This is a genomic window from Streptomyces sp. NPDC051563 (assembly GCF_044454225.1).
In the GTDB taxonomy this organism is placed as follows: Bacteria; Actinomycetota; Actinomycetes; order Streptomycetales; family Streptomycetaceae; genus Streptomyces.
In genome coordinates, this window is sequence record NZ_JBITDL010000016.1 from 84,288 (window position 1) to 105,963 (window position 21,676).

At 74.2% G+C, this 21,676-nt stretch carries 22 protein-coding genes and 1 pseudogene; 10 read left to right on the top strand and 13 right to left on the bottom strand.

The genetic code is table 11. The annotated features are described in order from the left end of the window. Window positions 1-81: 81 nt before the first annotated feature. Together ACIA8F_RS20305 and ACIA8F_RS20310 are read left to right on the top strand one after the other, a co-directional pair. A complete protein-coding gene (locus ACIA8F_RS20305; RefSeq protein ID WP_399380499.1) occupies window positions 82-1,494 on the top strand; it encodes an aldehyde dehydrogenase family protein in 1,413 nt (470 codons plus the stop codon). 50 nt (window positions 1,495-1,544) lie between these two features. Further along, a complete protein-coding gene (locus ACIA8F_RS20310; protein ID WP_399380501.1) occupies window positions 1,545-2,624 on the top strand; it encodes a Zn-dependent alcohol dehydrogenase in 1,080 nt (359 codons plus the stop codon). 118 nt (window positions 2,625-2,742) lie between these two features. On the opposite strand, the pseudogene ACIA8F_RS20315 reads toward ACIA8F_RS20310, so the two are convergent. Next, window positions 2,743-3,069 (bottom strand): annotated as a pseudogene (locus ACIA8F_RS20315) (GNAT family N-acetyltransferase); the annotation flags it as partial. An 8-nt stretch (window positions 3,070-3,077) separates the two neighbouring features. Then, complete coding sequence (locus tag ACIA8F_RS20320) at window positions 3,078-3,734, bottom strand: TetR/AcrR family transcriptional regulator (RefSeq protein WP_399380502.1); 657 nt, start codon at window positions 3,732-3,734, stop codon at window positions 3,078-3,080. An 85-nt stretch (window positions 3,735-3,819) separates the two neighbouring features. On the opposite strand from ACIA8F_RS20320, the gene ACIA8F_RS20325 reads away from it, so the two are divergent. From ACIA8F_RS20325 to ACIA8F_RS20335, 3 genes are all read left to right on the top strand, one after another. Continuing rightward, entirely contained in the window at window positions 3,820-4,971 is a 1,152-nt protein-coding gene (locus ACIA8F_RS20325) for an acyl-CoA dehydrogenase family protein (protein ID WP_399380504.1), read from the top strand. A 110-nt stretch (window positions 4,972-5,081) separates the two neighbouring features. Next, the gene (locus ACIA8F_RS20330; protein ID WP_399380506.1) at window positions 5,082-5,393 is read left to right on the top strand and encodes a YiaA/YiaB family inner membrane protein; all 312 of its coding nucleotides are present in this window, start codon (window positions 5,082-5,084) and stop codon (window positions 5,391-5,393) included. A 63-nt stretch (window positions 5,394-5,456) separates the two neighbouring features. Next, entirely contained in the window at window positions 5,457-6,098 is a 642-nt protein-coding gene (locus tag ACIA8F_RS20335; RefSeq protein ID WP_399380507.1) for a TetR/AcrR family transcriptional regulator, read from the top strand. A 4-nt stretch (window positions 6,099-6,102) separates the two neighbouring features. On the opposite strand, the gene ACIA8F_RS20340 is transcribed toward ACIA8F_RS20335, so the two are convergent. Then, window positions 6,103-6,564, bottom strand: a complete 462-nt coding sequence (locus tag ACIA8F_RS20340; RefSeq protein ID WP_399380509.1) for a MaoC family dehydratase — start codon at window positions 6,562-6,564, stop codon at window positions 6,103-6,105. A 113-nt stretch (window positions 6,565-6,677) separates the two neighbouring features. On the opposite strand from ACIA8F_RS20340, the gene soxR reads away from it, so the two are divergent. Further along, a complete protein-coding gene (soxR, locus tag ACIA8F_RS20345) occupies window positions 6,678-7,124 on the top strand; it encodes a redox-sensitive transcriptional activator SoxR (protein ID WP_399380511.1) in 447 nt (148 codons plus the stop codon). Here soxR and ACIA8F_RS20350 read toward each other — a convergent pair. From ACIA8F_RS20350 to ACIA8F_RS20365, 4 genes are all read right to left on the bottom strand, one after another. Then, window positions 7,102-7,881, bottom strand: coding sequence for a 3-keto-5-aminohexanoate cleavage protein (locus ACIA8F_RS20350; RefSeq protein ID WP_399380513.1), 780 nt, complete (start codon window positions 7,879-7,881; stop codon window positions 7,102-7,104). The two genes, soxR and ACIA8F_RS20350, sit on opposite strands and share 23 nt — an antisense overlap. A gap of 398 nt (window positions 7,882-8,279) precedes the next feature. Next, window positions 8,280-8,948, bottom strand: a complete 669-nt coding sequence (locus ACIA8F_RS20355; RefSeq protein WP_399380515.1) for a hypothetical protein — start codon at window positions 8,946-8,948, stop codon at window positions 8,280-8,282. A 151-nt stretch (window positions 8,949-9,099) separates the two neighbouring features. Further along, window positions 9,100-10,554: a serine-threonine protein kinase gene (locus tag ACIA8F_RS20360; protein ID WP_399380517.1), complete on the bottom strand. Its 1,455-nt coding sequence runs from the start codon at window positions 10,552-10,554 to the stop codon at window positions 9,100-9,102. 66 nt (window positions 10,555-10,620) lie between these two features. Further along, window positions 10,621-11,913 carry an exo-beta-N-acetylmuramidase NamZ domain-containing protein gene (locus ACIA8F_RS20365; RefSeq protein WP_399380518.1) on the bottom strand — a complete coding sequence of 431 codons (1,293 nt, stop codon included), beginning with the start codon at window positions 11,911-11,913 and terminating at the stop codon, window positions 10,621-10,623. Between the two features lie 137 nt (window positions 11,914-12,050). Between ACIA8F_RS20365 and ACIA8F_RS20370 the strand changes: the two genes are divergently transcribed. The 3 genes from ACIA8F_RS20370 (at window position 12,051) to ACIA8F_RS20380 (ending at window position 15,486) form a co-directional block, all read left to right on the top strand. After that, window positions 12,051-12,815 carry an SDR family oxidoreductase gene (locus tag ACIA8F_RS20370; protein WP_399380520.1) on the top strand — a complete coding sequence of 255 codons (765 nt, stop codon included), beginning with the start codon at window positions 12,051-12,053 and terminating at the stop codon, window positions 12,813-12,815. Between the two features lie 113 nt (window positions 12,816-12,928). Continuing rightward, window positions 12,929-14,806 carry a class I adenylate-forming enzyme family protein gene (locus ACIA8F_RS20375; RefSeq protein WP_399380696.1) on the top strand — a complete coding sequence of 626 codons (1,878 nt, stop codon included), beginning with the start codon at window positions 12,929-12,931 and terminating at the stop codon, window positions 14,804-14,806. Window positions 14,807-14,877: 71 nt separating this feature from the next. Beyond that, window positions 14,878-15,486, top strand: a complete 609-nt coding sequence (locus ACIA8F_RS20380; RefSeq protein WP_383947517.1) for a TetR/AcrR family transcriptional regulator — start codon at window positions 14,878-14,880, stop codon at window positions 15,484-15,486. On the opposite strand, the gene ACIA8F_RS20385 is transcribed toward ACIA8F_RS20380, so the two are convergent. After that, window positions 15,425-16,606: an alkene reductase gene (locus tag ACIA8F_RS20385; RefSeq protein WP_399380523.1), complete on the bottom strand. Its 1,182-nt coding sequence runs from the start codon at window positions 16,604-16,606 to the stop codon at window positions 15,425-15,427. The two genes, ACIA8F_RS20380 and ACIA8F_RS20385, sit on opposite strands and share 62 nt — an antisense overlap. 71 nt (window positions 16,607-16,677) lie before the next feature. On the opposite strand from ACIA8F_RS20385, the gene ACIA8F_RS20390 reads away from it, so the two are divergent. Continuing rightward, window positions 16,678-17,106, top strand: a complete 429-nt coding sequence (locus ACIA8F_RS20390; protein WP_399380525.1) for a MerR family transcriptional regulator — start codon at window positions 16,678-16,680, stop codon at window positions 17,104-17,106. On the opposite strand, the gene ACIA8F_RS20395 is transcribed toward ACIA8F_RS20390, so the two are convergent. From ACIA8F_RS20395 to ACIA8F_RS20415, 5 genes are all read right to left on the bottom strand, one after another. Then, window positions 17,103-17,738 carry an acetate uptake transporter gene (locus ACIA8F_RS20395; protein ID WP_399380526.1) on the bottom strand — a complete coding sequence of 212 codons (636 nt, stop codon included), beginning with the start codon at window positions 17,736-17,738 and terminating at the stop codon, window positions 17,103-17,105. The genes ACIA8F_RS20390 and ACIA8F_RS20395 overlap by 4 nt on opposite strands. A gap of 115 nt (window positions 17,739-17,853) precedes the next feature. Further along, window positions 17,854-19,101 (bottom strand): acyl-CoA dehydrogenase family protein, encoded by a 1,248-nt coding sequence (locus ACIA8F_RS20400; RefSeq protein WP_399380527.1) that lies wholly within the window; start codon window positions 19,099-19,101, stop codon window positions 17,854-17,856. 9 nt (window positions 19,102-19,110) lie between these two features. Further along, window positions 19,111-20,172 carry a phosphotransferase family protein gene (locus ACIA8F_RS20405; RefSeq protein ID WP_399380529.1) on the bottom strand — a complete coding sequence of 354 codons (1,062 nt, stop codon included), beginning with the start codon at window positions 20,170-20,172 and terminating at the stop codon, window positions 19,111-19,113. A gap of 191 nt (window positions 20,173-20,363) precedes the next feature. After that, window positions 20,364-21,275 (bottom strand): MBL fold metallo-hydrolase, encoded by a 912-nt coding sequence (locus tag ACIA8F_RS20410; protein WP_399380531.1) that lies wholly within the window; start codon window positions 21,273-21,275, stop codon window positions 20,364-20,366. A 78-nt stretch (window positions 21,276-21,353) separates the two neighbouring features. Further along, window positions 21,354-21,650: a hypothetical protein gene (locus ACIA8F_RS20415; protein ID WP_399380532.1), complete on the bottom strand. Its 297-nt coding sequence runs from the start codon at window positions 21,648-21,650 to the stop codon at window positions 21,354-21,356. Between the last annotated feature and the right edge of the window lie 26 nt (window positions 21,651-21,676).

Sequence of the window (21,676 nt, forward strand, 5' to 3'; positions counted from 1 at the left end):
GGTCCACAGCAGCTCTACAGCAGGTCGACAGGCCGACAGGTCTACAGGTCCACGCGCCCGCGCGTGCTCGGGAGGATTGCCATGAAGGCCCATGACGGGATGTACATCGGCGGCGAGTGGCGGGCCGCCCTCGGCCAGGACCGCATCGAGGTCCTGAACCCGGCCGACGAGCGGCCCATCGCCTCGGTCCCGGCCGGAACGCCCGAGGACGTGGACGCGGCCGTACGGGCGGCCCGCGCGGCCTTCCCGGCCTGGGCGGCCACGGCTCCGGCCGAGCGGGCGGCCCTCATCGGGGCCCTGCGCGACGTGCTGGTCGCCCGCAAGGGGGAGATGGCCGAGACCATCACCGCCGAGCTGGGCTCTCCGCTCGGGTTCTCGGAGATGGTCCACGTCGGGGCGCCGATCGCCGTGGCCTCCTCGTACGCCGAGCTCGGGGCCTCGTACGCCTTCGAGGAGCGGATCGGGAACTCGACCGTGCTGCTGGAGCCGGTCGGCGTCGTCGGGGCGATCACCCCCTGGAACTACCCGCTGCACCAGATCGTCGCCAAGGTGGCGCCCGCTCTCGCCGCAGGCTGCACCATCGTCCTCAAGCCCGCCGAGGACACCCCGCTGACCGCGCAGCTCTTCGCCGAGGCCGTGCACGAGGCGGGGATCCCCGCCGGGGTCTTCAACCTGGTGACCGGCACCGGCCCGGTCACCGGCCAGGCCCTGGCCGCGCACGAGGGGGTCGACCTCGTCTCCTTCACCGGTTCCACCGCCGTCGGCAAGCAGATCGGCGCCACCGCCGGTGCCGCCGTCAAGCGGGTCGCCCTGGAACTGGGCGGCAAATCGGCCAATGTCATCCTGCCCGGCGCCGACCTCGCCAAGGCCGTCTCCGCAGGCGTGGGCCACGTCATGAACAACGCCGGCCAGAGCTGCAACGCCCTCACCCGCATGCTCGTCCACCGGGACGAGTACGAGGAGGCGGTCACCCTCGCGGCCGCCGCCGCGGCCAAGTACGCCTCCGGCGACCCCCTCGACCCGGCCACCCGCCTCGGCCCGGTCGTCAGCGCCAAGCAGCGCGACCGCGTCCGCGGCTTCATCGCCCAGGGCGTGGAGGAGGGCGCGCGCCTGGTCGCGGGCGGGCCCGAAGCGCCGTACGAGCAGGGTTACTTCATCGCCCCGACCGTGTTCGCCGACGTCACGCCCGACATGACCATCGCGCAGGAGGAGATCTTCGGCCCCGTGCTGTCGATCCTCCCCTACGCGGACCAGGACGAGGCCCTGGCCATCGCGAACGGCACCGACTACGGGCTGGGCGGGGCGGTCTGGGCGGCGGACGAGGCGACGGCCGTGGCCTTCGCCCGCCGGATGGACACCGGACAGGTGGACATCAACGGCGGCCGCTTCAACCCGCTCGCGCCCTTCGGCGGGTACAAGAAGTCGGGCGTGGGACGCGAGCTGGGCCCGCACGGCCTCGCCGAGTACCTCCAGACCAAGTCCCTGCAGTTCTAGCCCGCCCGCTGGCCCCACCCACCCACCTCGCACCCACGGAGACGACGATCATGGTCCGCGCCGCCATCCTGCCCGCCGTCGGAGCCCCGCTGGAGATACGGGACATCGTGCTGCCCGAGCCGGGCCCCGGCCAGGTCCGGGTGCGGCTCGCCGCCGCCGGGGTCTGCCACTCCGACCTCTCCCTCACCAACGGCACCATGCGGGTCCCCGTACCGGCCGTCCTCGGACACGAGGGCGCGGGCACGGTCCTCGCCGTGGGCGAAGGCGTCACCCACGTGGCACCCGGCGACGGGGTGGTGCTCAACTGGGCCCCGTCCTGCGGGCAGTGCCACCACTGCTCGATCGGCGAGGTCTGGCTCTGCGCCAAGGCGCTCACCGGCGTCGGCGCCGTGTACGCCCACGACGCCCTGGGCGCCGAGCTGCACCCCGGGCTGAACGTGGCCGCCTTCGCCGAGGAGACGGTCGTCGCGGCGAACTGCGTGCTGCCCGCCCCCGCCGGGATCCCGCTCGCCGAGGCCGCGCTGCTCGGCTGCGCGGTCCTCACCGGCTACGGAGCCGTCCACCACAGCGCCCAGGTCCGCCCCGGCGAGTCGGTGGCCGTCTTCGGGGCCGGCGGCGTGGGTCTGGCCGCCCTCCAGGCGGCCCGGATCGCGATGGCGGGCCCGATCGTGGCCGTGGACGTCTCCCCGGACAAGGAGGAGCTGGCCCGGGCGGCCGGAGCCACGGAGTTCCTGCTCGCCTCCGAGACCACCGCCAAGGACATCCGCGCCCTCACCGGCGGCCACGGCGCGGACGTGGCCGTCGAGTGCGCCGGCCGGGCCGCGAGCATCCGCGCCGCCTGGGAGTCCACCCGGCGCGGCGGCCGTACGACGGTCGTCGGCATCGGGGGCAAGGAGCAGCAGGTCACCTTCAACGCCCTGGAGATCTTCCACTTCGCCCGGACCCTCACCGGCTGCGTCTACGGCAACAGCGACCCCGCCCGCGACCTCCCGGTGATCGCCGCCCACGTCCGCGCGGGCCGCCTCGACCTCGGCGCGCTCGTCACCGACCGCATCACCCTCGACGGCATCCCGGCGGCCTTCGACGCGATGCTGGCGGGCAAGGGCGGCCGCTCGCTGGTGATCTTCTAACGTCGGCCGGGCGGCGAAGGATCCGCCCGCGTCCGCCCGGCGAGAAGACGCTCGCCGGGCGGACGCCCGCGGTCATGCGCTCACGCTCATGCGGCCGCCCCCGTACGCTCGCCCGCTCTCATGCGCGCACGTTGAAGGAGATCCAGACATCGGGCGGCAGGTCGGGCCGTCCGGGAACCGGCCTGCGGTCCTCCGTCCACCCCTCGCCCGCGATCTCGGTCGCGACGCGGCGCCAGAAGCGCACGGCGGCCGTGTTGGCGTCCTGGAAGGCGACCTCCCAGGAGCCCGGGTGCCTGGCCACCACTGCCTGAACGGCACGCATCCCGATCCCGGACCTCCGGGCCCCGCGCACGACGAAGAAGCTGTTGAGCACGCGCGTGGGGCCGGACAGGCCGCGGACGACGGCGAGGCCGACCGGGTGCTCGCCGCTCATCAGCAGGTACGGCCCCCCCGTCAGGCGGTCTCCCGCAGCGCCGCGTACTGCAGGGCCAGTCCGTCCAGCAGCGCCGCCAGACCCGTCTCGAAGGCGCCTTCGTCCACCTCGTGCTGGCGCTCCGCCAGCAGGTGGGCCTGGCCCAGGTGGGGGTAGTCCGACGGGTCGTATGCCGTCTCGTCGTCCACGAAACCCCGGGCGAAGGAACCCACGGCCGAGCCGAGGATGAAGTACCGCATCAGCGCGCCGATCCGGGTCGCCTGCGCCGGCGGCCAGCCCGCCGCCGTCATCGCCCCGAAGACGGCGTCCGCCACCCGCAGCCCGGCGGGCCTGCGTCCCGGGCCGCGGGCCAGCACCGGCACGATGTTCGGATGGTCGGACAGGGCGGCCCGGTAGGAGTGTGCCCAGTCGCGCAGGGCGACCTGCCACTCCCTGCCGTCCCCGGCGTCGAACATCGACAGGTCGACCCGCGCGCTCACCGCGTCCGCGACCGCGTCCAGGATCTCGTCCTTCGTGCGGAAATGGTTGTACAGCGAAGGCCCGCTGACCCCCAGCGCCGCCGCCAGCCGCCGCGTCGAGACGGCCTCCAGCCCCTCGGCGTCCACCAGGGCGCCGGCCACCTCGACGATGCGGGATCTGCTGAGGAGGGGCTTGCGCGGTCTGGCCATGCGCCACATAGTAAGGCCTGCCGCATTTAAACTAGCGGTGGTAATTAACGTGCGATCTCGTCCCACCCGATCCCGTCCCGCCCGGAGGTGCCCGGTGAATCTGGAGCTCAGCGAGGAGCAGTCCGCCGTCCGCGATCTCGCCCGCGCGTTCACCGAGCGGGAGATCACCCCGTACGCCGCCGAGTGGGACCGCGCCGAGAGCGTGGACCGGGCCATCGTGAAGAAGCTCGGGTCCGTCGGCTTCCTCGGCCTGACCGTCCCCGAGGAGTACGGCGGCTCCGGCGGGGACCACCTCTCCTACGTCCTCGTCACCGAGGAACTCGGCCGCGGAGACTCCGCCGTGCGCGGCATCGTCTCCGTCTCCCTGGGCCTGGTCGCCAAGACGATCGCCGCCTGGGGGAGCGAGGAGCAGAAGCGCGCCTGGCTGCCCCGCCTGTGCTCCGGCGAAGCCCTCGGCTGCTTCGGGCTCACCGAGCCCGGCACCGGCTCCGACGCCGCCGCCCTCACCACCCGCGCCCGGCGCGAGGGCGACGCGTACGTCATCAGCGGCAGCAAGATGTTCATCACCAACGGCACCTGGGCCGACGTGGTCCTGCTCTTCGCCCGCACGAACGAGGACCCCGGTCACCGCGGCATCTCCGCGTTCCTCGTACCGGCGGACTCCCCGGGCCTGACCCGCCGCGAGATCCACGGCAAGCTGGGCCTGCGCGGCCAGGCCACCGCCGAACTGGCCCTCGACGGCGTGCGCGTGCCCGCCTCCGCGATGCTCGGCCCCGAGGGCAAGGGCTTCTCCGTCGCCATGTCGGCCCTCGCCAAGGGCCGGATGTCGGTGGCCGCGGGCTGTGTGGGCATCGCCCAGGCCGCGCTGGACGCGGCCGTCTCCTACGCCGCCCAGCGCGAGCAGTTCGGCAAGCCGATCGCGCACCACCAGCTCGTCCAGGAGCTGATCGCCGACATCTCCGTGGACGTGGACGCCGCCCGGCTGCTGACCTGGCGGGTCGCCGATCTGATCGACCGCGGACTGCCCTTCGCCACCGAGTCCTCCACCGCGAAGCTCTTCGCCTCCGAGGCCGCGGTCCGCGCCGCGAGCAACGCCCTCCAGGTGCACGGCGGTTACGGCTACATCGACGAGTACCCGGCCGGCAAGCTGCTGCGCGACGCCCGCGTGATGACCCTGTACGAGGGCACCAGCCAGATCCAGAAGCTCCTCATCGGCCGCGCCCGTACCGGGGTTTCGGCCTTCTGAGGCATCGAGGTCTCCGAGACCCCGAAGTCTCTGAGGCCCCGAAGTCTCTGAGTACGTACGTGAGTACGCGCACGGATGTGCCGCGGCCCGGCCCGCCCGAAGCTGGACCCATGAACGAGACACCGGTCAAGCAGCAGAACACGGGGGCCTACTACGCCCAGGCCGTCGCCTCCTTCGGCATCGCGATCGGCGCGGTGGCCCTGGGGATCTACAACCTGGAGGCGAGTGGCTGGGTCCGCGCCTTCCTCGGCATCGCGGTCCTCTACCTCACCACCTCGGCCTTCACCCTCGCCAAGGTGATCCGCGACCGCCAGGAGGTCACCCAGATCGTCACCCGGGTCGACCAGGCCCGGATGGAGAAGATCATGACGGGCTACGACCCCTTCGCCGTCCCGAAGCAGCCCGCCCCCCAGGATCGCTAAGCGCTTGCTCATCACCCTCCGGTAAGCTGTTCATTCCTGCAGGCGGACGAGGGTGAGTGAGCGATGGACAGCGTGGAGGAGACCGGTGGCTACCGGCCGTGGTCGGAGGTCACCCCCGACGCCGCGCGGCGGCTGCTCGTCGCCGCCGTGGAGGCCTTCGCGGAGCGCGGGTACCACGCCACCACCACGCGGGACATCGCCGGGCGGGCCGGCATGAGCCCGGCCGCGCTCTACATCCACTACAAGACCAAGGAAGAACTGCTCCACCGGATCAGCCGGATCGGCCACGACAAGGCCCTGGAGATCCTGGACACCGCGGCCGGCGGCCCCGGCAGCGCCGCCGAGCGGCTCGACGCGGCCGTACGGTCCTTCGTGGGCTGGCACGCGGCCCATCACACCACCGCGCGCGTGGTCCAGTACGAGCTCGATGCCCTGGCTCCGGAACACCGCTCCGAGATCGTGGCCCTGCGCCGGCAGAGCGACGCGGCCATCCGCCGCATCCTCGCCGACGGCGTCGCGACCGGGGAGTTCTTCGTCCCGGACGTCCCCGGCACCACCCTCGCCGTGCTGTCGCTCTGCATCGACGTCGCCCGCTGGTTCAGCGCGGACGGCCGCCGCACGCCCGACGAGGTCGGCGCGCTCTACGCCGGCCTCGTGCTCCGCATGGTGGGTTCGGGCGGGCCGGGAGCCGGTCCGAAGGCGTAGCGGGTCAGAAGTAGTAGCGGGACACCGACTCGGCCACGCACACGGGCTTCTCGCCGCCCTCGCGCTCGACGGTCACCGTGGCCGAGACCTGGACCCCGCCGCCCGCCTCCACGACCTCGGTGATCAGCGCGATCGCGCGCAGCCGGGAGCCGACCGGCACCGGCGCCGGGAAACGCACTTTGTTGACCCCGTAGTTGATGCCCATCTTCATGCCCTCGACCTGCATGATCTGCGGCACCAGGCTCGGCAGCAGCGACAGCGTCAGGTACCCGTGCGCGATCGTCGAACCGAAGGGTCCGGACGCCGCCCGCTCCGGGTCCACGTGGATCCACTGGTGGTCCCCGGTGGCGTCCGCGAAGAGGTCGATCCGCTTCTGGTCCACCTCCAGCCACTGGCTGGGGCCGAGCGGTGCGCCGATCCCGGCAGTGAGCTCCTCGGCGGACGTGAAGATCCTCGGCTCGGACATACCCGTACCTCTCCCTGGCGAATAAGCGCTTGCTCAGCATGCTGGGACCCTCGTGGATCTGTCAATGAGGTGCCGGGCCCCGGATCCCGGTCCAGCCCATTACCCTCGGCGGTGTGCCGCAGATTCCCGAAAAGGTCCACGAGCTCACCGTCGGCCAGCTGTCCGCCCGCAGCGGCGCGGCCGTCTCGGCGCTGCACTTCTACGAGACCAAGGGGCTGATCAGCAGCACCCGCACCTCCGGCAACCAGCGCCGCTACAGCCGCGACGCGCTGCGCCGCGTGGCGTTCGTGCGGGCCGCCCAGCGCGTCGGCATCCCGCTCGCCAGCATCCGCGACGCACTCGCCCAGCTCCCCGAAGGCCGCACCCCCAACCGCGAGGACTGGGCCCGGCTTTCCGCGAGCTGGCGTGCCGAGCTCGATCAGCGGATAGCTCAACTCGGGCGCCTGCGGGACCATTTGACCGACTGCATCGGCTGCGGCTGCCTCTCCCTGGAGAACTGCGCGCTCTCCAACCCGGACGACGTCTTCGGCGAACGCCTCACCGGCTCCCGGCTGTTGTGAGCGTCGCGGCGCCGGCCGCCAGCACTCCGGCCGCCGCCGCGACCAGCTCGGCGTTCGACCGCGCCGGCCGCCCGTCCGGCAGGTGCAGCACGTCTCCTACGCCGATCCGCGCACCGGTGCCGTACCGCGCGGCCAGCCGCAGCGCCGGCCAGGCCGCCGCTCCCCGCCCGAACAGCAGCACCGGCACCGGCGGCAGCCTGCGCAGCAGCTCCGCGACCGGCCCCGGGTCGGCGGAGGCCAGCTCGGCGACGAGCCGGACCCGCGCGGGATCCCGTACCGGCCAGGCGAGGAACCGCGCCGACGGACCGGGATCCCCGCCCACCGGGACCTCCGCGTCCACCGCCACCCCGCGCTCCAGCAGCGCCTCGGCGAGCTCCCGGGCCCCCGGCTCCGCGAACCGCACCACCGCCCGGTCGGGCAGCACCGTCCAGCTCCGCACCCGCGCCGTCCGCCCCGCGGGGTCCGGCTCGGACCCCACGCTCACGGCCACGGCCACGGCCAAAGCCACGCACCCGGCTGCGCTGCCGCCGCCGAGGCCCGCGTCGCGCAGGGCTTCCAGCAGCGGTCCGACCACCCGGGGCGAAAGGCTCTCGCGCCCGCACGGGGTGCGCGCGTGGACCAGCAGCTCCCGGCCCCCGGCGGCCACCGCCGCCCGGGCGGCATCCACCAGGTCCTCGGGGCTCATCGGGACGGCCACGCCGTCCGCGGCGGCCCGTGACCCGTTCAGCGACACCACCAGAACGGGCCCGGCTCCCACCCAGGCTCCGGCCCCGGGCCCTGTCCCGGCTTCCGCCCCGGCTTCCGCCCGGGCTCCGGCCTCGGGCCCTGTCCCGGCTTCCGCCCCGGCTTCCGCCCGGGCTCCGGCCTCGGGCCCTGTCCCGGCTTCCGCCCCGGCTTCCGCCCGGGCTCCGGCCTCGGGCCCTGTCCCGGCTTCCGCCCCGGCTTCCGCCCGGGCTCCGGCCTCGGGCCCTGTCCCGGCTTCCGCCCCGGCTTCCGCCCGGGCTCCGGCCCCGGGCCCTGTCCCGGCTTCCGCCCCGGCTTCCGCCCGGGCTCCGGCCCCAGGCCCTGTCCCGGCTCCCGCCCGGGCTCCGGCCCCAGCTCCGGCCCCAGCTCCCGCCCCGGCTCCGGCCCCGCCGGGCCCCGCTCCAGCCCGGCTCATGCCGCTCCCGCCAGGTCGGCCTCCTGCAGCGCCGTTTGCGCGAGCGCCGGTCTGGGCACCACGATGCCGCAGCCCGCGCACACCGGCCCGTCCCACGCCCATCCGGAGTGCGGCGGGGCGCTGGCCGGCTCGCCGGGCCCGCCGGCCGTGGCGGGGCCCGTCGCCCGGGCCACGGCCTTCGCCGCCACCGCCGGAGGCATCGGCACCGGCCAGTGCAACTCCCGCTCACCGCACACCGGACACCCGGTCCCCGGCTCCGACTCCAGCGCCTCCACCAGCCGTCTCAGCACCTCGCCCAGCGCCCCTTGCGGCCGCACGCCCGGATCGGCACACCGTACGACCGCGTCCCCGCTGCCGCTCCACGCCCACTCGGGCCGTCGCAGCCCGTCGTGCTTCTCGCGCCGCCGGCGCGCCGCGAACTGGCGCTCGTACTCCAGCCAGACCGCCCGCGCCTCCTCCAGCTCCTCCAGCGCGGCCACCAGCCGCGAGGGGTCCGCCGCCCGGTCCTCGGGGCCGATCCCGTGCCGGTCGCACAGGTGCCACCAGGTCGCCCGGTGCCCGTACGGGGCGAACCGCTCCAGGCAGCGGCGCAGCGAGTGGCGCCGCAGGGCCCTGTCGTTGCGCGCGTCGCGCACCTGATGGGCCAGACTCCGGAATCCCGCCATACACCTTCACCTCCGCCGAGCGCCCAGCACCGGGCGCCGTGCCCGCCGCGCTGTGTTCCCGACAGGACCGGCGCCGTGTGCCCAACATGCCCGGACTTGTGCGGGCGCATGCGGGGGCGGTCGAGGCGTACGGGTGGCACATGGCCGGAAGTCAGCGCCCCATGCGCCCCGCGGCCACCACCAGCCGGGCCAGCTCCTCGTGGCAGATGTCGCTGTGCGCCCCCGACGGGGCCCCGCCGCGCCGGACCACGGATCCCGCGTCCACGCTGACGCAGCCCGCGGCGGGCAGGCCGTCGCGCAGCGCCGCGTCCAGCGTCAGCCGGGGGGCTCCCGGCACCCCCCGCACCCCGTCGTGCCCGATCGCGCCCCACCGCTCGTCGAAACCGAGGAGTCCGGCCGAATCGCCGGCCATCCGGGAGGCCAGCGGATAGAACACCTTCAGGGAGGAGTCGTAGGGGGAGTGGCAGGCCGTCAGCGGCCCGTCGACCCTGGACTGCAGCCCGCGCAGGGCTCCGCCGCGCCCCCGGTCGTGCGGCAGGCTGTCGGCGAACGCGTAGTGGGAGAAGGCCCCTTGGAGGACGGTCAGGGACTTCACGTTCCGCGCCCCGGAGGGCAGTGCGCGCAGCGCGAAGGAGACCACCCGGCCGCCGAAGCTGTGGCCGATGAGGTGCACCCGCAGGGCCGGGCGGCGGCCGGCCAGCTCCGCCAGCAGCGGCCCCAGGCCGTGTTCGCCGACCACCCCGGCCCGCGCCTTCATCTGGTAGTACGTCGCCTGGCGAAGCATCTCCTTGGCGCCGTTCCACAGCGTCCGCATGCCGCCGCCCGCCGAGAACCCGTGATGCGGGGAGTCCCCGGCGCCCGGCCGGTCCCGGGGGAAGGTGGCGCCCGCCTCGGCCAGGGCGTCGGTGAACTCCCGGCACACCCGCAGGACGTCCCCGCTGAGGAAGTCCGGCACCTCGCGCGGGGCGAAGGCCGCCGCCAGATCGTCGCCCGTACCCACCCCGTCCACCCCGGCCAGCTCCCGTACGAGCGCACCGAACTCGGTGAAGTCGCCCTCCTGTGTGGGCCGTTCCTCCAGCAGCTCGGCGATCCGGTCCAGCTCCGCGGCCCGGCCCGGCCAGAACGCGCCCAGGGCCCGCCGGGTGAGCGGGTCCAGCGCCGTCCCGTGGCCCGGCTCCCCGGCGCCGCCCGTACCCCCGGCGCCGTCCGCACCCCCGGCGCCGCCCGCACCCCCGGCCCCGCCCGTGCTCCCGCCCACGGCCCCACGGGGGTCGAAGTCGGGTATCGGCTCGTCGGAGAACCGGATCGAGGGCCACACGACCCCCACGTACCCCAGCCGCACCCCGGTACCCACCAGATCCGCGAAGGGGGCGTAGAACCGGTCGAAGAGCCGGATCGCCGTGGACCGGTCGGAATTCCATCCGTGGGCGAAGACCAGCAGGTCGGTGGCCTCGATCCCGAAGACCGCCTCCCGGGTGCCCGGGCCCGCGTCGCCCTGGGCGTCGAAGGTCAGTTCCACGTACGGGCGGGCCCCGATGCCGGCCGCCGCCCCCGTCGCCCCCGCGGGCACCACCCCGCCGATGTGCACCATGACGTCCCCCTCCACGCCGTGTCCCTGCCCGCAGCATCCTGCGGAACGGCCCGCCCGGCCAGCCCCTGTGCACCCGCCGGTTCACGGATACAGCAGGTACTCCTCCCGTACCGCCGCGAACCCCGCCAGCCCCGCCGCCCAGTCGCCCGCGACCTCCTCGACGCCCGCCCCCGCGTCGACCATCCGCCGGACCCGGTCCGAGCCCGTCAGCCGGTCGATCCACTGGTCGGAACGCCAGGCGAAACCGCTCCACACCCGCCGGGCGGTGACCAGCAGCCCGATCCCGGCCCGCACCGGATCGAAGGCCTCCCGGTCGTGGACGAGCAGCCGGACCCCGCCGCAGGTCTTCCCGGCGTACTTGGAGAAGGAAGGCGTGAAATAGGCCTCCCGGAACCAGACCCCGGGCAGCTCCAGCGCGTTCGCCGCCTCCGCCCACCGCCGGTCCACGCCCTCCGCGCCGAGCAGCTCGAAGGGGGTGGTGGTGCCGCGCCCCTCGGACAGGTTCGTCCCCTCGAACAGGCAGGTCCCGGCGTACGCCAGGGCCGTGCCCGGCGTCGGCATGTTCGGGCTCGGCGGCACCCAGGGCAGCCCGGTCTCCTCGAAGAAGGACTCCCGCCGCCAGCCGGCCATCCGCACCACCTCCAGCCGCGGCGCGGCGCCGGCTTCCCGGAGGAACTCGCCCGCGAAGAGTCCGGCCAGCTCGCCCGCCGTCATCCCGTGCGCCAGCGCGATCGGCTCCCGGCCCACGAAGCTCGCGTACGGGCGCTGCAGGACGGGCCCCGCCGCCCGCCGGCCGCCGACCGGGTTGGGGCGGTCCAGCACCACCACCGCCTTGCCGGCGAGGGCGGCCGCGCGCATGCAGTCGTAGAGGGTCCAGATGTAGGTGTAGAAGCGGGCGCCGACGTCCTGGATGTCGAAGACGACGGTGTCGACGCCGGCCGCCGTGAAGACGTCCGCGAGCCGCTGCCCGCTCCTGTCGTACGTGTCGTACACCGGCAGCCCGGTCGCCGGATCCCGCCCCGCACCCTCCGAACCGCCCGCCTGGGCCGTCCCCCGGAAGCCGTGCTCGGGGCCGAACACCGCGACCAGGTCCACGCGGTGGTCCGCGTGCAGGACGTCGACCAGGTGGCGGGCGTCCTCGGTGATCCCCGTCGGGTTGGTGACCACCCCGACCCGCTGACCGGCCAGGACGGCGTACCCGTCCGCGGCGAGCCGCTCGAAACCGGTCCGCACCCGCCCGGCGGCGGCGCCGGCCGCCTCCGCGCCCCGGGCTTCCGCTCCCAGGGCTTCCGCCCCCCGGGCTCCCGCCCCCAGGGCGCCCGCGGCGCCCGCCGCCCCGGCCAGACCCAGCAACCCGCGTCGCGACAGCCTCATCGCGCCAAAGTAGGGCTCCGCACCCTTCCACCCGGACATACCGACTGGTTAGTCTGCCCGTGATCCGGCAGGCGTCGGCAGTCGGCAGGGCGGCGCAGACACCCGGGCACCGGCACCACCACACGAAGGGCGGACCCGTGAACGCGTTCCAGGACCAGCGAGTCGTCGTCACCGGCGCGGGCGGCGGCATCGGAGCCGCCCTCGCCCACCGCTTCGCCGCCGAGGGGGCGACCGTCGCGGTCAACGACCTCGACCCCGCCAAGGCCGCCGCCGTCGCGGCGGAGATCGGCGACCGGGCCGTCGCGGTGCCCGGAGACGCCTCGGCCGTGGCCGGGCAGGCCCGCGAGGCGCTCGGTGGCACCGTGGACGTCTACTGCGCCAACGCGGGCCTGGCCTCCGGCGGCGACGCCTTCGCCGGCGAAGCCGTCTGGGAGGCGGCCTGGGACACCAACGTCATGGCCCACGTACGTGCCGCCCGGCTGCTGCTGCCCGACTGGCTCGAGCGCGGGAGCGGCCGGTTCGTGTCCACCGTCTCCGCCGCCGGGCTGCTGACCATGATCGGAGCGGCCCCGTACAGTGTCACCAAGCACGGCGCGCTCGCCTTCGCGGAATGGCTCTCGCTGACCTACCGCCACCGCGGGCTCCAGGTCCACGCCATCTGCCCGCAGGGGGTCCGGACCGACATGCTCACCGCCGCCGGATCGGCGGGCGAGCTGGTCCTCGCGCCGACCGCGATCGAGCCGGAAGCGGTTGCGGACGCCCTGTTCGACGGCATGGAGAAGGGCCGGTTCTTGATCCTCCCGCACCCCGAGGTCGCGGACTTCTACGCGGCCCGCGCCACCGACCCGGACCGCTGGCTGGGCGGCATGAACCGCCTCCAGCGCACCTGGGAGACCCGGTGACCACAGACACTCCGCCCCCCACCGCCGCGCCGGACCCGTCCGCCGCAACTCCGGGCCTGTCCGCCGCGACCCCGGACCCGTCCGCCGCCTCGCCGGACCCCTCCGCCGCGACAATGGGCCGATCCGCCGCGGCCCCGGACCCGTCGGCCGTGGCCCCGGAGCCGTCCACCGCGGACCCCTCCGCCCCCGCCCCGCCCTCCCGTTACGCCGCCAAGCCCTGGCTCCGTCTGCTCACCCCGGTCCAGCGGGCCCCGATCACGCCCCCGCCCAGCGTGCTGCACGCGTTCCGCGCCGCCGTGGCCCGCGCCCCGGGCCGTACCGCCCTCGCCTACTTCGACGGCCGCCTCACCTACGCCGAGGCCGACGCGCTCTCCGACTCCCTCGCCGGTCACCTCGCCGGACGCGGCACCCGCCGCGGGGACCGGGTCGCGGTCATGCTCCAGAACACCCCGCACTTCGTGCTCGCAGTCCTGGCCGCCTGGAAGGCCGGAGCGGTCGTGGTCCCGCTCAACCCGATGTACAAGTCCGGCGAGGCCGGCCACATCCTGCGCGACTCCGGGGCCACCGCCCTCGTCTGCGAGGCCGGCGCCTGGGAGGCGTACCTGGGCGAGACGGTACGGGGGACGGGCGTACGGGTCACCCTGACCGCGCACGACACGGACTTCCAGACTCGCAACGACCCCCGGGTCTTCCCCGCACCCGGCAGCGCCCCCACGGGGCTCCGCCGCGCGGAGCCGCTCTCCGCCGAGGCCGGAACCGCCGACGGCACCGCAACCGCCGACTGGACCGGAACCGCCGGCGAGGCCGGAACCGCCGACGGCACCGCAGTCCCCGACGGGCCGCCGGGGCCCCGCGGGGTGGGCCCCGCCGACCTCCTCACCGTGGCCCGCCAGGGCCACCCCGCCCCGCCCGACCCGGGCCTCGAGGCCGCCGACACCGCCCTCATCAGCTACACGTCCGGCACGAGCGGCACCCCCAAGGGCGCCATGAACCCGCACGGAGCCCTCACCCACAACGCCGTCCGCCAGGTGACCGGCCACCCCCTCCCCGAGGGCTCCGGCTACTTCGCGCTCGCCCCGCTCTTCCACATCACCGGCATGGTGTGCGAGCTCGCCGCCTGCTTCACCAACGCCGGCACCCTCGTGCTCGCCCACCGCTTCGACGCCGGAGCCGTCCTCGACGCCTTCCTCGAACACCGTCCCGCCTACACCGTGGGCCCGGCCACCGCCTTCATGGCGCTCGCCGCCCACCCGGGGGCCACCCCGGACCACTTCGCCTCGTTCCGGGTGGTCTCCTCCGGCGGCGCCCCGCTGCCGCCCGCCCTGGTCGAACGGCTGCGCACCGCCTACGGCTTCTACCTGCGCAACGGCTACGGCCTCACCGAGTGCACCGCCCCCTGCGCCTCCGTACCCGTCCACCTCGAAGCCCCCGTGGACCCGGCCTCGGGCACCCTCTCGGTGGGCCTGCCCGGCGCCGACACCCTCGTCCGGATCCTCGACGGGCACGGCGCCGAGGTCCCCTTCGGCGAGACCGGGGAGATCGCCGTCCGCGGACCCCAGGTCGTCCCCGGCTACTGGGGCCTGTCCGCCGATACCGCCAAGGCCTTCCCGGACGGCGAACTGCGCACCGGAGACGTCGGGTTCATGGATCCCGAGGGCTGGCTCTACGTGGTCGACCGCAAGAAGGACATGATCAACGCCTCCGGGTTCAAGGTCTGGCCGCGCGAGGTCGAGGACGTGCTCTACACGCACCCCGCCGTGCGCGAGGCGGCCGTCGTCGGCATCCCCGACCCGTACCGCGGGGAGAGCGTGAAGGCCTACGTCAGCCTGCGCCCCGGGGCCGAGGCCGACCCGGCGGAACTCTCCGAGTACTGCGCCGAGCGCCTCGCCGCCTACAAATACCCGCGCCGGGTGGAGATCCTGCCTGTCCTTCCGAAGACGACCAGTGGCAAGATCCTGCGACGGGAACTGCGCGACCGCGACCACGGCTGAAAACCGCCGACCGCGTCCGTGCGGTCCGCACATGCGAGACACGCGAGGACCACGAAAGGGAGGCGACAGCCATGGCCGCCAAGACCACGACGGAGACCGTCGGGGCGCACGAGGCCCCGGTACCGCGCCGACTCCTCGCCGTCGCGACCAGGCTGTTCGCCGAACGCGGCTACGACCGGACCTCGGTCCAGGAGATCGTCGAGGCGGCCGGGGTCACCAAGGGCGCGCTCTACCACTACTTCGGCTCCAAGGACGACCTGCTGCACGAGGTGTACGCGCGCATGCTGCGGCTCCAGCAGCAGCGGCTCGACGCGGTGGCCGGTTCCGACGCGCCGGTGGAGGAGCGGCTGCGCGCCGCGGCCGCCGACGTGGTGGTCACCACGATCGAGAACCTGGACGACGCGGCGATCTTCTTCCGCTCCATGCACCAGCTGAGCCCGGAGAAGTTCAAGCAGGTCCGGGCGGAGCGCCGGCGCTACCACGAGCGCTTCCGCGCGCTGGTCGAGGAGGGCCAGGCCGCCGGGGTCTTCTCCGACGCCACCCCCGCCGACCTGGTGGTGGACTACCACTTCGGCTCCGTCCACCACCTGTCCACCTGGTACCACGAGGACGGCCCGCTCACACCGCAGCAGGTAGCCGACCACCTCGCGGACCTGCTGATGCGGGCGCTGCGCCCGTAGCGAGCGCGGGGTAGTCGTTGTACCCCTCCGCCCCCTGTACGTGCATCAGGAACTCGGAGCGGATCTCGTTGAGCGGGGCGTCCGTGCGCAGCCGTTCCACGAAGTCGGGGTTGGCGAGGAAGCCCCGGCCCAGCGAGACCAGGTCGGCGCCCTCGGCCAGGAGCCGTTCGGCGACGCTCTTGCCGCCGTCGGCCGCGAACTGCTCCCGGGAGAGCTGCTGGTTGGCGATGAGCGTGCCGGGCCAGGCGCGGCGGTGCTCCTGGAGCCGGCGCGGCTGCCCGTCGGCGTAGAGCACGTGGAGGTAGACCGGGTCGATCTCCGCCAGGGCCGCGAGCAGCGCCGGGTAGATCCACCCGGTGTCGCCCTCCTCGATGCCGTTGACCGTCACCCCGGGCGAGATCCGTACGCCGACCCGCTCCCGGCCGACGGCCCCGGCGACGGCCCGGACCACCTCGACGGTGAACCGGATCCGGTTCTCCACCGGGCCGCCCCACTCGTCGGTCCGCAGGTTGGTGCCCCGCGCCAGGAACTGGTGGGGCAGGAAGCCGTTGGCGGCGTGCACCTCCACCCCGGCGAAGCCGGCCTCCACGGCGTTGCGGGCCGCGGTGGCGAAGTCGGCGATGGCGGTCCGGATGTGCTCGGCGGTCATCGCCCGCGGAGTGGGGGCGTCCCGCAGCCCGCCGGGGGTGTGCAGCTGCTCGGGGAGCCGTACGGCGGACGGCGCGAGCGGCAGGTGCCCGCTGGTGTCGGGGTGGCCGACCCGGCCGCCGTGTTCGAGCTGGAGGAACATCGCCGCGCCACCGCCCGTGCCCCGGGCCGCGGCCCGTACCGCGTCGGTGACCCGGCGCCAGCCGGCGATCTGCTCTGCGGTGTGGATGCCGGGGATGTGCGGGTAGGCCTGCCCCACGGCGCTGGGCGCGGTGCCCTCGGCGATGATCAGCCCGGCCGTGGCGCGCTGGGCGTAGTGCACGGCCATCAGCTGCCCGGGGACCCCGTCGGCGCCCGCCCGGTGGCGGGTCAGGGGCGCCATCACCAGGCGGTTGGGGAGGTCGAGTCCGCCGAGCGAGGCGGGCTCGAAGAGGCGGGAAACGGTGGGAGGGACCTGCTCCGAGTGCGTCATGCCCGTAACCTAAAACCTGCCATTGATGTCAGATTCAAGTCTGGAAGCGACGGGGGCGACGGGGGCGGGGCATGCGGATCGGCGAACTGGCGGCGCGCACCGGGGTCAGCGAGCGTTCGCTGCGCTACTACGAGACCCAGGGGCTGCTGGTCTCCGACCGGACGCCCGGCGGCCACCGCGACTACGCGGAGCGGGCGGTGGACCGGGTCATCCGGATCCAGGAGCTCTACGCGGCCGGGCTGCACAGCGCGAAGATCGGGCAGATCCTGCCCTGCATGCGCGATGCGGACGGCGGGCCGAACGTACGGGCCACGCCCGCGCTCGTCGCCGAACTGCAAACGGAACGGGACCGGATCGACCGGCTGATCGCCGATCTGCTCCGGTCCCGTGAGGTGCTGGACGAGGTCATCGAGACGGCGGCGGGCCGCCCCGCCGGCCCGGCCGCGCCGGTGGCCCCGGAAACGTCCCGGCCGGGCCCCGGACGGGCGCAGGCGCCCTAGCCGAGCGGTGCGACCTCGCGGCCCCAGGTCTCCTTGGCGACCACGGCGAAGGAGATGTACCAGGCGACGCCCGCGGTGAAGAGGCCGAGGAAGCCGCCGGTGTGGCCCAGGGCGGTGCTCTGCGCCAGGTCGCCGAGGGCGAGGAACAGGAAGGTCAGCGCCAGCGAGACGAACAGCACGCGGTGCGCGACGTCCAGCTTCATGGCGGCGATCGACATGTACGCGGTGAAGATGAACCAGGCCACGAGGAACCAGCCGGTCGCCACGTGTGCCTGGTCGGCCGGCAGCGTCGGGACGACGAACTTCACGTAGCCCGCGAAGGACATCCAGAACGCGCCGTACGAGACGAACGCCGTGGTCCCGAAGGTGTTGCCGCGGCGGAACTCCATGATGCCCGCGACGAACTGCGCGAGGCCGCCGTAGAACAGCGCCAGCGGCAGGACGACGGCGCTGAGCGCGGCGTTCGAGATCAGCCCCGAGTTGAAGAGGCTGAGCACGAAGGTGGTGAGGGCGAACGCCGCCAGGCCGAGCGGGCCGGGATTGGCGACCTTCGCCACCGCGGACGCGGACGCGGTGGCGGGGGAGGCCGTGGCGTGCGGCGCGGCGGCGGGGGCCAGGGTGGAGCTGGGCATGGCGGAGGGCACTTTCACTGGGGGAAATACCGAATATATCGGACTTCCCGAGTGGTCTGGACCATTAAAGGTCCGGTCCCGCGGGACCGAAGTCCCCCGCCACGCCCGCCGGAGGCTACCGGTACCGCTTCAGCTCCCGGTGCGCCAGCGAGCGCTGGTGCACCTCGTCCGGCCCGTCCGCCAGCCGCAGCGTCCGCGCCGCCGCCCACAGCTCCGCCAGCGGGAAGTCCTGGCTCACCCCGCCCGCGCCGTGCAGCTGCACCGCGTCGTCCAGGATCCGCACCACCGCCCGCGGGGTCGCGATCTTGATGGCCTGGATCTCGGTGTGCGCCCCCCGGTTGCCGACCGTGTCCATCAGCCAGGCCGTCTTCAGCACCAGCAGCCGCAGCTGCTCCACGGTGACCCGGGCGTCCGCGATCCAGTTCTGTACGACGCCCTGCGCGGCCAGCTCCTTGCCGAAGGCGGTACGTCCCACCGCGCGCCGGCACATCAGCTCGATGGCCCGCTCCGCCATGCCGATGAGCCGCATGCAGTGGTGGATCCGCCCCGGACCCAGGCGGGCCTGGGCGATGGCGAAGCCGCCGCCCTCCTCGCCGATCAGGTTCCCCGCCGGGACCCGGGCCCCGTCGAAGACCACCTCGGCATGACCGCCGTGGTCGTGGTCCTCGTACCCGTACACCGTCATCGCGCGCCGGATCTCGACGCCCGGAGTGTCCCGGGGGACCAGGATCATGGACTGCTGGCGGCGCGGGTCGGCGCCGCCGGGGTCGGTCTTGCCCATGACGATGAAGACCTTGCAGTCCGGGTTCATGGCTCCGGAGATGAACCACTTGCGGCCCGTGACCACGTACTCGTCGGCCCCGTCGCCGCGCGTGGAACGCTCGATCCGGGTCTCGACGTTCGTGGCGTCCGAAGAGGCCACCTCCGGCTCGGTCATCGCGAAAGCCGACCGGATCTCCCCGGCCAGCAGCGGCTCCAGCCACTGCTTCTTCTGCTGCTCGTTCCCGAACTGCGCGAGCAGCTCCATGTTCCCGGTGTCCGGGGCCGCGCAGTTCGTCGCCGTCGGCGCCAGGTGCGGGCTGCGCCCGGTGATCTCGGCGAGCGGGGCGTACTGGAGGTTGGTCAGCCCGGCGCCGTACTCGCGGTCGGGCGAGCCGGGCTGGTCCACGAAGAACAGGTTCCACAGCCCCTGGCGGCGCGCCTCGGCCTTCAGCTCACCCACCACGGCCGGGGTGTCCCAGGGAGAGGCCAGCCGGGCGCGCTGCTCGGCGGCGACGGCTTCCGCCGGGTGGACGTGCTCCTCCATGAACGCGAGGAGCCGTCCGCGGAGTTCCTCGGTACGGGCGTCGAATGCGAAGTCCATCGGTGTTCCTCAGCCTTCGTGCGGTTGCCGGAGTGTGGTCAGGCCGTGCTCGATGAAGACCGGAACCAGCTCGCCGATCCGGTCGAAGCCCGCGCCGACGGTCTGCCCGAGCGTGAAGCGGTAGTGGATGCCTTCGAGGATCACGGCGAGCTTGAACCAGGCGAAGGCCGTGTACCAGGCGACCTGCGAGACGTCCCGGCCCGAGCGGGCCGCGTACCGCTCGATCAGCTCGGCGGGCGCCAGATGGCCGGGAGCCGCACTGGTCGTGCTGACCGGGGAGTCGGTCAGCCCCAGGTCGGAGCTGTACATCACCAGCAGCCCGAGGTCCGTCAGCGGATCGCCGAGCGTGGACATCTCCCAGTCCAGCACCGCCCGGATCTCGTCCGTGCCGGACGGGCCCGCGCCGATCAGCACGTTGTCGAGCCGGAAGTCCCCGTGCACCACCGTCGGCGCGGGGGAGCCGGGCAGGGCGCGCCCGAGGGCCCCGTGCAGCTCGTCGATCCCGGCGAGCTCCCGCCCCCGGGACGCCGCGAGCTGCTTGCCCCAGCGGCGCAGCTGCCGTTCCAGGAAGCCCTCGGGCCGCCCGAAGTCGCCCAGGCCCACCGCCTCCGGGTCCACGGCGTGCAGATCGACCAGCGTGTCCACCAGGCCCAGCACCGCCCGCCGGGTCCGCTCGGGGCCGATCGCGGCGAGCTGCCCGGCCGTGCGGAACGGCACCCCGTCCACGTACTCCATCACGTAGAACGGCGCGCCCAGCACGGCCTCGTCCTCGCACAGCAGCAGCGCCCCGGGCACCGGCACCGCGGTGCCGTGCAGCGCCGCGATCACCCGGTGCTCGCGGCGCATGTCGTGCGCGGTGGCCAGGACGTGCCCCAGCGGCGGCCGGCGCACCACCCACCGCGAGCTCCCGTCGCCCACCTCGTACGTGAGGTTCGAGCGGCCGCCCTCGATCAGCCGGCCGGTCAGCGGCCCGACCACGAGGCCAGGCAGCGCCCGGTCGAGATGGCCGCGCAGCCGCTCCAGATCGAGCCCGCGCGGGCCGGAAGGGGCGGGGGAGGGGGCTGAGGTCATGGTGCGCGCCTCCGTGCGGAGTGGACGAGGACGGAACGGACGCGCACCATCATGCCGACCAGTCGGTATGCCGTCCAGTGGGTGGCGGGGGCGGACTGCGCGGATCGCCCGCCCGGCTCCGCCCGGTCCCGCCCCGGATCGCCTCGTCCCGCCCGGTGCCGCCTCGCCTCGTGCCGCCCCGCCCCGTGCCGTCAGGCGTGGCAGAGGATCGGCGTGCCCCCGTTCATCACCGTCATGTCCCGCAGCACCGCCAGGATGTCCAGGGGAACCCCCTCGGGCTCCCCGGCCAGTTCCGCGTAGGCCCGGTGCAGGTTCGCCACCAGCCGCTCGCTCTCCCGCCAGCCGGCGAACTCCCCGAGGTCGGCCTCCCGGGCCGCCTCCAGCGGGGTCAGCCCCTTCGCACGCCCCTCCCGGGCCAGCTCGGCCACGTACCGCAGATAGCGCTCGGTGGCCTCGTACGCGCCGGGATCCGTCAGCGGGCCGTGTCCCGGCACGACCGTCTCCGCACCCAGCGAGCGCAGCAGCTCCAGCGCCCGCAGCGAACCGGCCAGCGAGCCCATCGCCAGGAACGGCGTGCCCTGCGCGAAGACCAGGTCGCCGGTGAAGACGATCCGCTGCTCGGGCAGCCACACGATGGAATCGCCCGTGGTGTGCGCGACGCCCGGGTGCAGGACCCGTACCTCGGTCTCCCCGACGTACAGGGTCATCCGGTCGCCGTACGTCAGGTCGGGCGCGGTGAGGTCCAGCGCGCCGAAATCGTTCGCCGGCCAGATCAGCTCCAGCTGGCGTCCGGCGGCGATCTGCTCGGACCGTGCGTTCTCGTGCGCCAGGATCAGCGCCTGGGGGGCGAACACGCCGTTTCCGTAGGTGTGGTCCCCGTGGTGGTGGGTGTTGACCACGGTGCGGGGAAGCGGCGCCCCGGTGGCCAGCACGGCCGCGCGCAGGGCCAGAGCCCGCCGCTCGGTGGCCGCCGTGTCGACGAGCAGCGTCCGGCCGCCGCCGGTCACGAAGCCGGCGTTGTTCAGGCACCAGCCGCCGTCCGGCTGCACGTAGGCGTGGACCCCGGGCGCGGGCTGGACGAGGTACGGCTCTTCGGCGGGCATCTGCGCTCTCCCCGGGTCGCGGTGACGGGCTTTCGGCATCCTGCCAGTCACCGGGCCGCGGGGGGAGGGGAGGGTGTGTCAGTGGTCGTCGTAGTGACCGTCGTGCTCGGCGTGCCGGTGTCCGTCGTGCAGGTAGTCGACGTGGTCGCCGTGCGGGACCGCGTCGTGCCCGCAGTCCGAGCCGTGCGCGTGCGCGTGGGCGGCGTGTTCGGCGTGACCGGCGGGCTCGCACTCGTCCCAGTGGCCGCCGTGCTCGCGGTGCAGGTGGCCGTCGTGCGCGTAGTCGACGTGGTCACCGTGCCGGACCGGGGTGTGGCCGCAGTCGGCGCCGTGGGAGTGCTCGTGCGTGGGGTGTTCCTGGTGCAGGGTCGTCATGGGGCCGACGCTAGTGCGGATCGTCC